This window comes from Flavobacterium sp. GW823-FHT04A11 (genome assembly GCF_058796535.1).
Genome location: NZ_CM179503.1, coordinates 479,674 through 492,005, shown reverse-complemented (window position 1 = coordinate 492,005; position 12,332 = coordinate 479,674). Strand labels below are relative to the sequence as shown.

15 protein-coding genes are annotated in these 12,332 nt (G+C 32.3%); 11 read left to right on the top strand and 4 right to left on the bottom strand.

The window, feature by feature from the left end:
- The first annotated feature begins 56 nt into the window (after window positions 1-56).
- The 7 genes from AC3QL1_RS02410 to AC3QL1_RS02380 all read left to right on the top strand — a co-directional run bounded on the left by AC3QL1_RS02410 (window position 57) and on the right by AC3QL1_RS02380 (window position 6,284).
- Window positions 57-2,486, top strand: coding sequence for a glycoside hydrolase family 2 TIM barrel-domain containing protein (locus tag AC3QL1_RS02410; protein ID WP_492494783.1), 2,430 nt, complete (start codon window positions 57-59; stop codon window positions 2,484-2,486).
- A gap of 85 nt (window positions 2,487-2,571) precedes the next feature.
- Window positions 2,572-3,228, top strand: coding sequence for a hypothetical protein (locus tag AC3QL1_RS02405; RefSeq protein WP_492494782.1), 657 nt, complete (start codon window positions 2,572-2,574; stop codon window positions 3,226-3,228).
- Between the two features lie 135 nt (window positions 3,229-3,363).
- Complete coding sequence (locus AC3QL1_RS02400; RefSeq protein WP_492494780.1) at window positions 3,364-4,170, top strand: SDR family oxidoreductase; 807 nt, start codon at window positions 3,364-3,366, stop codon at window positions 4,168-4,170.
- An 11-nt stretch (window positions 4,171-4,181) separates the two neighbouring features.
- On the top strand, window positions 4,182-4,487 hold the full coding sequence (locus tag AC3QL1_RS02395) for a hypothetical protein (RefSeq protein ID WP_492494778.1): 306 nt from the start codon (window positions 4,182-4,184) through the stop codon (window positions 4,485-4,487).
- 18 nt (window positions 4,488-4,505) lie between these two features.
- Window positions 4,506-5,420, top strand: a complete 915-nt coding sequence (locus AC3QL1_RS02390) for a helix-turn-helix domain-containing protein (RefSeq protein ID WP_492494777.1) — start codon at window positions 4,506-4,508, stop codon at window positions 5,418-5,420.
- Between the two features lie 175 nt (window positions 5,421-5,595).
- A complete protein-coding gene (locus tag AC3QL1_RS02385) occupies window positions 5,596-6,012 on the top strand; it encodes a VOC family protein (RefSeq protein WP_492494775.1) in 417 nt (138 codons plus the stop codon).
- Window positions 6,013-6,032: 20 nt separating this feature from the next.
- On the top strand, window positions 6,033-6,284 hold the full coding sequence (locus AC3QL1_RS02380) for an FUSC family protein (protein ID WP_492494774.1): 252 nt from the start codon (window positions 6,033-6,035) through the stop codon (window positions 6,282-6,284).
- Window positions 6,285-6,404: 120 nt separating this feature from the next.
- Here the strand turns inward: AC3QL1_RS02380 and AC3QL1_RS02375 are convergent, their stop codons facing one another.
- Window positions 6,405-6,746 (bottom strand): winged helix-turn-helix transcriptional regulator, encoded by a 342-nt coding sequence (locus tag AC3QL1_RS02375; protein ID WP_492494772.1) that lies wholly within the window; start codon window positions 6,744-6,746, stop codon window positions 6,405-6,407.
- Between the two features lie 110 nt (window positions 6,747-6,856).
- Here AC3QL1_RS02375 and AC3QL1_RS02370 point away from each other — a divergent pair, with 110 nt between their 5' ends.
- Entirely contained in the window at window positions 6,857-7,609 is a 753-nt protein-coding gene (locus tag AC3QL1_RS02370) for an SDR family NAD(P)-dependent oxidoreductase (RefSeq protein ID WP_492494770.1), read from the top strand.
- Window positions 7,610-7,721: 112 nt separating this feature from the next.
- Here AC3QL1_RS02370 and AC3QL1_RS02365 read toward each other — a convergent pair whose 3' ends face one another.
- Window positions 7,722-8,183 (bottom strand): MarR family winged helix-turn-helix transcriptional regulator, encoded by a 462-nt coding sequence (locus AC3QL1_RS02365; protein ID WP_492494768.1) that lies wholly within the window; start codon window positions 8,181-8,183, stop codon window positions 7,722-7,724.
- 63 nt (window positions 8,184-8,246) lie between these two features.
- Window positions 8,247-8,606, bottom strand: coding sequence for a VOC family protein (locus AC3QL1_RS02360; RefSeq protein ID WP_492494766.1), 360 nt, complete (start codon window positions 8,604-8,606; stop codon window positions 8,247-8,249).
- 301 nt (window positions 8,607-8,907) lie between these two features.
- Between AC3QL1_RS02360 and AC3QL1_RS02355 the strand changes: the two genes are divergently transcribed.
- Together AC3QL1_RS02355 and AC3QL1_RS02350 are read left to right on the top strand one after the other, a co-directional pair.
- Window positions 8,908-9,726, top strand: a complete 819-nt coding sequence (locus AC3QL1_RS02355) for a DUF5694 domain-containing protein (RefSeq protein WP_492494764.1) — start codon at window positions 8,908-8,910, stop codon at window positions 9,724-9,726.
- 42 nt (window positions 9,727-9,768) lie between these two features.
- Window positions 9,769-10,476 (top strand): DUF6090 family protein, encoded by a 708-nt coding sequence (locus tag AC3QL1_RS02350; protein ID WP_492494763.1) that lies wholly within the window; start codon window positions 9,769-9,771, stop codon window positions 10,474-10,476.
- A 70-nt stretch (window positions 10,477-10,546) separates the two neighbouring features.
- Here AC3QL1_RS02350 and AC3QL1_RS02345 read toward each other — a convergent pair whose 3' ends face one another.
- Window positions 10,547-10,936, bottom strand: coding sequence for a helix-turn-helix domain-containing protein (locus tag AC3QL1_RS02345; protein WP_492494762.1), 390 nt, complete (start codon window positions 10,934-10,936; stop codon window positions 10,547-10,549).
- Between the two features lie 319 nt (window positions 10,937-11,255).
- Here AC3QL1_RS02345 and AC3QL1_RS02340 point away from each other — a divergent pair, with 319 nt between their 5' ends.
- On the top strand, window positions 11,256-12,326 hold the full coding sequence (locus AC3QL1_RS02340; RefSeq protein WP_492494760.1) for a hypothetical protein: 1,071 nt from the start codon (window positions 11,256-11,258) through the stop codon (window positions 12,324-12,326).
- Window positions 12,327-12,332: the final 6 nt, after the last annotated feature.

The window sequence follows — 12,332 nt, the reverse complement described above, 5'->3', positions numbered from 1 at the left end:
ACGCTCAGCCTGACAAATCGGGCGTGTAAATTAGATTAGAATAAAAAAACATATTTATGATTAAACATAAAAACATTTTACAAAAAACTGCAATTGCAGTACTATTATTACTATCAACAATTTGTTTCGCTCAAGGAAAAAAAGCCAGAATTATTGAGGATTTTAATAAAAACTGGAAGTTCAAATTAGGAGATTATCCATCAGTAACACAAAAAGATTTTAATACTGCCGATTGGAGATCTTTGCAATTACCTCATGACTGGAGTATTGAAGGTGCTTTTGACAAAGACAGTAAAACAAAACAGGCGCAGGGATTTTTGCCGGCAGGAAAAGGCTGGTATCGCAAAACGTTTACAGTTCCTGCAAGTTGGAAAAGCAAAACGGTTTCTGTAGAATTTGACGGTGTTTTTAAAAATAGTGAAGTCTTTATTAACGGACATTCTTTAGGAATTCGTCCAAACGGGTATATTTCGTTTTCTTATGAATTGTCGGAATATCTAAATTTTGGACAGGAAAATGTCATCGCCGTAAAAGTCGATAACGATGCGCAGCCCAATTCGAGATGGTACACCGGCTCTGGAATTTACAGAAATGTGCGTTTAGTTACAACCGAAAAATTGCATGTTGGCGAATGGGGAACTTTTGTAACGACGCCAGAAATTTATAAAGAAAAAGCTTCGGTTCATTTAGAAGTCGAGGTTAAGAATGCTTCGGATACAGAAAAGGAATTTATATTGGTTTCTACCATTTTTGATAAAAATAATGATGACGTTGCCGAAGTACAATCATCAGGAAAAATTGCAGCAAATTCATCTTCAAAAAAGATTCAGGATCTTACATTAAAGAACCCTAAACTTTGGAATACCGAAAATCCGTATCTGTATAAAATTATCACTAAAATTTATGAGAAGGGTGAATTGGCAGACAATTACGAAACACCACTTGGAGTTCGCTTTTTTGATTTTGATGCCGAAAAAGGGTTTTCATTAAATGGAAAACCAATGAAAATTTTGGGTGTTTGCCTGCATCACGATAACGGTGCTTTGGGAGCGGTTGAAAATATTCATGCCTTAAAAAGAAAATTAGTTTTAATGAAAGAAATGGGCGTAAATGCCATTAGAATGTCACATAATCCGCATTCGTTAGAAATGATGCAATTGTGCGACGAAATGGGATTTATCGTTCAGGACGAAGCTTTTGATGTCTGGAAAAAGAAAAAAGTAACCAACGATTACCATAAGGATTGGGATGCCTGGCATAAAAAAGATCTGGAAGATTTTATCAAAAGAGACCGCAATCATCCCTCGGTAATGATGTGGAGTATTGGGAATGAAATTCGTGAACAATTTGACAGTACGGGAATTGCGATTACGAGAGAATTGGCCCAAATTGTAAAATCGTTAGATATAACGCGTCCCGTAACTTCGGCTTTGACCGAAAATGTTATTGAGAAAAACTTCATTTACCAGTCGGGAGCTTTGGATCTTTTGGGATTTAATTACAAACATGAGGATTATAAAGATTTTCCAACACGTTTTAAAGGGCAAAAAATAATTGCTTCAGAAAGTGTTTCGGCTTTGGAAACCCGCGGACATTATGATTTTCCTTCGGATGGAATTAAAGCGTGGCCGCCAAAACACAATGCGCCTTTTGATGGAAATCCAGATTGGACGGTTTCGGCTTTTGATAATGTAAAATCATATTGGGGTGCAACACACGAAGAGAACTGGAAAACGATCAAGAAACAGGATTTCATGGCCGGAACTTTTATCTGGACCGGTTTTGATTATATCGGCGAACCTGATCCGTATCCTTATCCGGCGAGAAGTTCTTATTTCGGAATTGTAGATTTGGCTGGCTTTCCAAAAGATGTGTATTATATGTATCAAAGTGAATGGACAACAAAACCCGTTTTGCATATTTTTCCGCATTGGAACTGGGCAAAAGATCAGGAAGTTGATGTTTGGGCGTATTACAATAATGCAGATGAAGTTGAATTGTTTTTAAACGGAAAATCTCTCGGAAAAAAGTCAAAACAAAATGATGATTTGCATGTTTTCTGGCGTGTAAAATTTCAGCCGGGAACTATAAAAGCAATTTCAAGAAAAGACGGAAAAGTAGTTTTAGAAAAGGAAATCCATACTGCGGGAGAAGCTGCTAAAATTGATTTAAAAGCAGATAAACCAGCCCTAAAAAATGACACTTATGATTTGGTTTACGTAACGGTTTCCATGACAGACAAAGATGGAAATTTGGTACCAAATGCCAATGATTTAATCAATTTTGAAGTTTCTGGCGGAGGAAAATTAGTTGGAGTTGACAATGGTTATCAGGCAAATCTGGATTCTTTTAAAGCCAATTCCTGTAAATTGTTTAACGGAAAATGTATTGTGATTATTCAGTCGAATGGGAAGAGAGAAAAAATTCAATTGAAGGCTTCGACAGGTAATTTGCAAGTTTCTGTGATTGAAATAAAGGGGCAGTAGATTTTATTGCTCGCAAAGTCGCGAAGATGCAAAGTTTTTAGTGATTTCTTTTTCTAACTTTCACTTGAATAAGAAAATATAGACAATGAGAAAAATAATGTATTTTTTGTTTTTTGTTTTCCTTTTTATAAACTGTAAAAAAGCAGATAATAAAAAGGTTGTACAAAATAGCAGAACAGAATTAATCCCCGAACCTGACCAGGCGGAAAGATTAAAATATGAAGCTTTGCTCAAACTAAAAAAGTCAAATTGCATTTTAGATAATCCTGATACTTCTGTTAATGGAATAAATATTCGAGACTATGAAAGCGCAAAAAAAATTATAGGAGAGAAAGATAAAATAGATGATTTAGGCCAGTACTATTTATACTCTGATCTGAAAAGGGAAACTTTAACTTTAATACAATATCCAGGGGATGCTAAATATCAAATTTCGGCATTTATTATAGAAAATTCGGATAAGCTAAATTATGATTATCGACAAATTAAAGTTGATTCTTTTAAAACAGGCAAAGGGATAAAACTAGGGATGAATAAAAATGATATTATTAAGAAACTAGGGAAATGTTATGCAGCAATAGATAGCACGGAAGAATATATCGAGCTTTATTACAGGATTGAATTACCAAATGACAGTAAAGATAAATTGCTGGAAAAAAATAATATGCCAACATATTACGCAAGTTATAAGCTACTTAAGGATAAACTTAAAAAAATTGAATTTGGATTTGAATACCCATAATAACTTCTAATCAAAACTCCATTGAAATGGAGTTTTTTTATGCCCCGTCATTTTGGCTAATGCAAACTCCAAAATGGCTACAACGAACTTCAGGCTTCGGGTGATCTTTGCATTATAATTTTAAAACAATTAAAAATGCAAAAGACAATTTTTATTACAGGAGCTTCAACAGGTTTAGGAAAATCAACAGCAAAATTATTTCAAAGTAGAGGCTGGCAGGTAATTGCGACAATGCGTAATCCTGAAAAAGAAACCGAATTAAATCAATTAGAAAATGTAATTGTACTTCCGCTGGATGTTACGAATCAGGAACAAATTGATTTAACGATTAAAAGTATTACCGATAAATATTCGGTTGATGTGGTTTTGAACAATGCCGGATATGGTTTAATTGGTGCTTTGGAATCTTTGGAAAATGAACAAATCGAACGCCAGATTGTAACGAATTTATTTGGTGTTATCAGAGTTTCAAAGGCATTTATCGCTCATTTGCGTGAAAAGAAAAGTGGTACTTTTATCAATATTACGTCTACTTTTGGATTAATAGGTTTTCCGACTTGTTCTATTTACAGTGCTACAAAATTTGCGGTTGACGGTTTTTCCGAAAGTCTGGCATCTGAATTAACACAATTTGGAATTCAGGTAAAAGTAGTTGCGCCGGGTGGCATGCAAACTGATTTTGCAATACGATCTATGGAAGTTGGTCAGCATCCTGCCTACGAAAAACTAACGGCAGAAGTAAGCAAAGGGTACAGCGCAGAAAAACTGGAAAATTACACAAAAGCCGAAGATGTTGCCCAGATTATTTATGAAGCCGCGACTGACAATAAAAATCAATTGCGTTATATTGCCGGAAATGATGCAAATGCTTTATACGAGGAACGTTTGAAATTGGGCGCAGAAACTCAGGTGCAAAATATCAAATCAATGTTTACTTTTTAATTTTAAATCAGATGAAAAATAAAGCGATAGAATTAACTACTTTTAAACTAAATGGTTTTACAACACATCAATTTATTGAAGCCAATGCCGAAATAGATTCATTTTTAAAACGTCAGCAAGGATTTTGTTCCAGAACGATTTTTGAATTAAAAAAAGGAGTTGTTTATGATATGCTCGTTTGGGATACTACGGAAGACGGCACAAATGCCATGCACAAACTAATGACAGAACTTAGTGATTCTGTTGTACATGATATGATCGATCAAAGTACGGTAAGCTGGAATATTGCGCCGGTAGAACATTTTGTAAATTTGTAAAACAATCGTGTTTCAAAAATGAAAAATCAACCTAGAATATTTCAATCCATATCAGAATTACATAAAGCGATGCAACAGCCAAAACCGTTGCATCCGCTTGTGAGTATTATCAATTACGGCGAAGCAATTTTTGATCCCACAGATTTTGATCAGGGAATCATTTTAGATTTTTATAAGATATCTTTTAAAACTAATTTCTCCGGAAAATTGCGTTACGGACATGGATTCTATGATTTTGAAGAAGGAGGAATGTCGTTTGTGGCTCCCGGACAAATTTTAAAAATGCAGGAAGAAGAGGCAGATTATAGCGGAATGTCGCTTCATATTCATCCTGATTTTATTCGGCCATATGCTTTAAATACAACAATTAAAAAATATGGTTTCTTCTCGTATTCGGCGGCTGAAGCTTTGTATTTATCAGAGAAAGAAAAAGAAACTATTTTGGGTGTTTTTGCCAATATTCAGGATGAACTCAACCAGCGAATCGATAATTTTAGTCAGGATGTTATTATTTCGCAATTAGAACTTTTGCTTAATTACAGCAATCGGTTTTATAACAGACAATTTATTACCCGAAAAGCGGTGAATAACGATGTACTTTCGAAACTGGAAAATTTGCTCGAAGATTATTTTAATACCGAAAAACCTGTTGAAAATGGTTTGCCAACCGTGCAATTTGTAGCAGATGAAATGCAGCTTTCACCAAGATATTTAAGCGACTTACTGCGAAGCACTTCTGGACAAAATACGCAGCAGTTTATTCATGATAAATTGATCGAAAAAGCAAAAGAATATATTGCAAAAGGAACTTTTTCCATTTCTGAAATTGCGTATAAATTAGGTTTTGAGCATCCGCAATCTTTCAATAAACTGTTTAAGAGAAAGACGAATATTAGTCCGGTTGTTTTTCAGGAATTATTCAATAAAAATTAAATTATTAATATTGAACAAGTCACGGAAGAATTCCTGACCAAAACAGAAGGATTATTTTGATAAACAAGACTTCGGATTATTTGTTTAATGGTTTACAAAAAGAAATTGCCCAACGATACTTTCGATTGAAATAGTTCTTAAATTTGTGTATCAACAACCAAAAAATCAAAACATTATGGAAGAATCAAAAAAACAGTCAGACGGTTCAGGTTCTGATAAAACGCCAAAAGTAACCGGAGTTGGCGGTATCTTCTTTTATTCTGAAAATCCAAAAGATACAAAAGAATGGTATGCAAAAAATTTAGGACTTGATGTAAATGATTGGGGTTCGACTTTTGAATCCAGAAATATTGTGAATCCGGATGAGATAGAATCCCTGCAATGGAGCCCGTTTAAAAAAGGAGATCAATATTTCTCGCCATCAAAAAAGGAGTTCATGATTAATTATCGTGTTCAGAATATTGAAGGACTTGTAAAACAGCTTAAAGAAAACGGAGTAACAATTCTGGATGATATTGCAGCTTATGATTATGGCAAATTTGTACATATTATGGATGCAGAAGGCAATAAAATAGAACTTTGGGAACCATAATTATCTAACCAAATAATACTATGGAAAAGAAAAAACTACCAGAATTAACAGATCAGGAATTATTGCAGGAAGTAAAAAAAGCGAAATCAGCTTCGATTACGAATGCTTTTTTAATTGGTTTTTTGATAGGAATCATTTTTTACAGCGTTATAAAAAACACTTGGGGATTTCTAACACTCATTCCCTTATTCCTGGTTTATAAATTAGTTAATAAGTCAGAATATGATAAAATAGAATTAGAAAATCTTTTGAAAGAACGTGGCTTGAAATAAAGATTTTCAATTATTAAATAAAAAACTCCTTAAATTTTAAGGAGTTTTTTATTTAATAACGATGCCATAAAGACCCCGCTATTTTGGCGTTTCCTTTTCACTTCAAAAAGTTATACCAAATTAATTAGCATCCAAAGTTGAAAGCGTTTCAAATTTACCTTGCCATTCTTTGATTGCTTCTAATATGGGTAGAAATGCTAATCCTTTTTCAGATAACTTATATTCTACCCTTGGCGGTAATTCCTTAAAGGCTAATCTTTCTAATAATCCGTCTTCCTCCAACTCTTTCAACTGTTCAGTTAGTACTTTCCTTGAAATATGGGGCACTATAGCATCTAACTGACCAAAACGGATACTACGGGTTCCAATAACATTAATGATTATTGGTTTCCATTTATTGCCAATAGTACCAATTGCTCTTGTAAATGGGCAATTTGAATTGCAGAATTTTTCGTCTCTCATATTTTCTAAAATTAGTAGTTACCCAATGGTAACCAGAATACACTGTGATAGTTACAAAAGTAAACTATTGATGGTATCTTTGTGAAACAAATTTAAAGAAAAATAAAATAATGAATAAATTAAAAAATAAAGTAGCCGTTATCACAGGTGGTAATAGCGGTATTGGATTCGGCATTGCACAGGAATTTAAAAATGAAGGCGCTAAAGGAGTGATTGTTGGAAGAAATCAGCAAACTTTAGATAGTTCAGTGGCTCAGCTTGGAGAGAATTTTATAGCCATAAATGCTGATGTGACCAACGTTGCCGACTTAGAAAGAGTTTTTAAAGAAACATCTGAAAAATTTGGAAAAATAGAAGTGGTTGTTGCCAATGCAGGCGGAGGAGCTGTAGGTACAGTGGCAGATCTTGGCGAAGCTGATTATGACAAAACAATGAATTTAAACTTGAAAAGCGTTTATTTCACCGTCCACAAAGCATTGCCTTACATGAATGATGGTGGTTCTATTATTCTTATCGGGTCAAATGCAGCACATAGGGCATATCCAAATTTCACACTTTATGGCGCTGCAAAAGCTGCTGTAATCTTTTTTGCAAAAGCATTTTCAAGTGATTTATTAGGTAGAAAAATCAGAGCAAATGTAATAACACCAGGTACAACGGATACCCCGGCATTTGAAAAATTTGTTCCCTTAGAACAAATTGAAGCTATAAAAACCCACTTTGCAGGTGAAATGCCGATTGGCAGAATTGGTCAACCATCTGACATTGGTAAAACAGCGGTTTTCCTGGCTTCTGATGATTCTTCGTTTATGCTTGGTGCTGAACTTCTTGTTGATGGAGGTATGACTTATTTAGCGAGGTAAATATAACAGAAGAAAGTATTCGACGAACTTGTACGGGTATATTCTATAGCAGAAATGCAGCTTACTAAAATAAAAAACTCCTTAAGAAATTAAGGAGTTTTAGCTTTATATTTTATTCCGTTTTATTTCTGTCAATAATTTTTGCCATACTAGAATTGAACAATGGGAGATTTTCGTCTAAAGTAGAAAAGAAATCGAGGTCGGCATTTTCTACTTCAATAATTGCTTTTTGCAAGACGTTTTCTCCTGTATTCGTTAACCGAATCGTTTTTGCTCTTGTATCTGTTTCATGTTCCTGTCTTGTTATGAAACCTTTTTCTTCCAGCGTTCGCAAGACTTTTGATACCATCATTCTGTCGGCATTACTTTGGTTGGCGATGTCGACTTGTGTTACAGAATTGCTTTTTTTTGAAAGCCAGCCCAAAGCTGCCAGCAATACAAATTGCGTTTGCGTTAAATCTAACGGATCTAAAACTTTCTTTAATCTGCGTTGCCAAAGCATTGTAAGTTGACCAAGCAAATAACCCGGACTATCTTTTGGACTTTTAAAATGAAAATTAATTTCTTGAGGCATAATAATGTTGAAGCAAATTGTTTCTTCTCGAATTTGTTTCTAAAATTAGTAAATAATTTACTTTTATTTGGTCTCCAAAAAAGTCAGTTTGTAACCGTCAAGATCTTTCACGTGAAATGCTCTTCCAAAAGGGGTTTCGATAATGGGTCCGGCTGTGGTTATTCCGTTACCAATGAATTTCTCTTTCAATTCGTCTACATTTTCGTTAACGGCAAACCAAAGAGCCACGCCAATTCCCAATTCTCTTTCTTCAAGTGGTTCAAGAGGTGTGCGAATAGCAAAACTTGCCTGTCCCTGATTGTACTTAAAAATACAGGCTTGCGGATTAGTGTCGCCAATCTCAAAGCCCAATTGTTTTTCATAGAAGTCTTTTGATGCTTCCAGATTTTTTACTTGTAGTGATGCAAATGTTAATTCTCTCATAGTTTCTTAATTTTAATTGTTGTCGTAAATATAGTATACACGACAACAATATGCAAATGTTTTTCTTTTTTTCTGCAGGATTTGGAAAATTCAATTAAAAGAAGAATGATTTTTATCTTAAAAAGGTTAATAAATTGTAGTAAAAATATTTCTTATATTCGCCAGAAGAAATTCAGCTTATTAATCAAATTCAACTAAAAAAAAGTTGTATTGATACTATTTTATGAATTGTATAATCAAGTTGTTGGCAATTTGTGAGAACGAGAACGATAAAAAATAAACTAAAAACCAAACTAAAAAAATGACCTTTATTAAAACAATTTCTACATTTTTAATTACACTTTTAGTCGTAACAACAACTTTTGGACAAGAATCTAAACATAAAACCAAAATTTTATTAATCGGTACAATTCACTTTGAAACACCTCATCTAGATGTGCATGAATTAAAGACAGATGATTTTTTAGCTCCTAAAAGACAACAGGAACTGGAAGAACTGACCGAAACTTTAAAACGAACAAATGCTGATAAAGTGATGATAGAAAAACCATTTAAGCAGCAAAGGCAAACGGATAGTTTGTATACGGCGTATTTAGAAAACAGGTATAAATTAACCGTTTCTGAACGGGAACAAATTGGTTTTAGATTGGCTAAAAAATTAAATTTAAAACATATAAATGGTGTAGATATTTTTTATGGAATGACACATGACAGTTTAGTTTCTGTAACGGCTAAAGAAAAAAATCAGTTGAATATATTAAAAGAATTAGGTACTACAGCTAATAACTTTATGAGTGAAATAGATGGTGTCGTAAAACGAAATTCAATAACCGGCATATTAAAATATCTAAATACAAAAGAACTTTTGCAGAAAAATTTATCATTGTACTTAAAATATTATGCAAAAATTGGTGCCGGAGAGAATTATATTGGTGCGGAATCAGTTTCTGATTGGTATTTGAGGAATTTAGCGATTTACTCGAATGTAATTACTCAAGTAAATGCAAATGACAAATACGTTATACTAATATTTGGACAAGGCCATATTCCGATATTAAAACACCTGCTGCAAAACAATGACGACTTTGAAGTCGTTGAAGTAAACAGCGTATTGAAATAAACTGCCACAAATAAAATAGAGTTAAAATTATAAGATCAAAACATGCAAGAAGAAATAACCAAATATTCAGAAAAAATTTACAAAACTGTGAAAAATACAGAACACACATTGGGAGAGAAAGTGAAAGAAATCATTATAGAAATATGCATAATTGTTTTTGCTGTGACGCTTTCGATAGGGTTGCACGGCTGGAGTGAACACAGACATCAGCAAGAAGAGGTAGCTGCGTTTCTTGCTAATTTAAAAAATGATTTAAAAAATGATATAGAAAGCATCGACAATGAAAGGAAAGCATATCAAAAGACAAACAAAGAATATGAAAAAATTTTAGCATTAACGTCTTTTCAACTTGACAGTATTTCTAAGACTAAAAAAAAGGTTGATTTCCCAGCTCATTCGCATGGACACACAATGAATATTGGTAATTATGAAGGTTTCAAGTCAAGTGGTAAAATTGGCTACATTGAAGACGAAAAACTAAAACAAAAAATATTAAGTTATTACCAAATATTTGTACCGGCACTTGACGAAGTTGATACATTTTACAATGATTATCTGTTTAAGTGTTTTGACAAAATGATAGAAAATGCAGATAAATCAGAAGCAGAAATGTATTCAGACCCAAAATTTAAAAAGTCAATCGAATTTCTTGTCAGACTGGGGAAAAATAACATAAGGGTTTATGACGAAAATACAAAACCACTAGCACTTGAACTTATTAAAGAAATTGAAAAAGAGCTGAACGAATAAAAACGGTACGCAATATAATTCCATAAAAAAACTCCTTAAGAAATTAAGGAGTTTTTTGTTTTTTAAAAGATTATTTTTCTTTTAGTAATTTTTCTAAATATTCAACTTTATCTTTTTCAGATTGAACTAAACGTTCATATAGCTCTACAACTTTATCGAGTGGATTGAAATTACAGTTATATGCATTTCCATTAATAATGCTGCCATCATTTAATGTATTACCAATAATATTTAAAACAGCTTCTTCTGAAAAATTCTTAATTCCTTCAACAGAAACACCTAAAATTTTAGCAATTTCTTCAAGTTTTGCTTCGTCTATTGTTTCACTATTTTCAATAGCAGAAACAGTTTGTTGACTTGTTCCTAAAGCTTGTGCCAAAGCTTCTTGTTTCATATCGCGAAGTTCACGGATACGGCTAATTTTTCGCCCTATGTGATTTGGTTTTGTTAGTGTGCTCATAGTTCAAAGATATTTAAAATTTCTCAGAAATTTCGTATTTGGTAAAAAACAGGACTGAATCTGTATGATACAAATGTAATAAACTTCAAAATCAAATTACTTTGGAGTTTGGAGTTTCAGAACTATTTTCTAAAACTTTGAGAAATTTTTTTTGAAATAACTATTATATCCAGCTATGATTTTTATGCCTGTAAGAATTTTTTTCTATATTAGCCAAACTAAAAACTGATAATTATATATCTATCAACTTAATTGATGAAATGTAATTTTATTGGATGTATAAACTAGTTAATAGTTAGTTAGAACTTAAAGAGCAAATATGAACTTAAAATTTATCTTTTCACTATGTCTACTATTCCTAATCTTCACTTGTAAAACATTTGGCGGGAATAATGCAAAAGCTGAAGAGCAACAGAAAAAGCAATTTGAAATTTTTAATAAGAGGATTGATTCGTTGGTTTCTAAACTTGGTAATCAATCCAAATATTTAAATGATTTGGAAAAAAAACTTGAATATCAAACTGGGCAAATTAATAGTCAAGCTGGTATGTTAGATACTGCATTCGATGGTATTTCTGGGGAAATTAGTGCATCATCTAATTATATTAGCATTTTTGGTGTTATTATAGCACTTGTAAGTATTGGCTTAGGTTGGTATGTAACAAGAATAGAAAAAAGTATAAAATCCATGAATGAGGATAGTGAAATTTTAACCCAAAGAAATATAGAAATAAAACAAAGTGTTGAGGCGTTAAGTGAAAAAATAACAAAAGATAGTAAAGGCCTTTATAATATTATTAGAAACGAAGAATCAAATCATATATTAGACAGATTAATTTCTGTTCCTGAAGATATAGATAATTTATTTTTTAATATTGCTGCAAGAGATTTTGAACCTGAGCATTACTTAAAATTAAAGGAGTCATACTTACAAGTTAAAGATAATCCAGACTACAATAAAAATTATGTAACACTTTTATTTCAACATTTTTCAAGTCTTTGGCCTGTTGATGAAGATGTGAAATATAATGTAATTAAATTTTTTGATCACACATTTAGTCATTCCTATAAAAATGATATATTAAAAACTTCTAAAGATTTCTTCACCACTTTTTCCAATTTAGATTTGATAAAATTTAAATTTGAAATAAATTCATTTATAAAAGCTTTATGCAAATCAAATTTCAAAAGCAACAAAGAAATTTATTCGATTATACACCAAACTATGAATACTAAGGAAATCAAATTCAAACTTTACAACCTAATAGAAAAGATTCCAGAAACCTTAATTTTTAGAAAGGAATTTGGTAATTTAATAATTGAGCATAACTTTGAAAATCTTTTAGAGTCTGAAACAACAATTATTGAAGAAATTAAAAATTTAAATTAAAAAAAT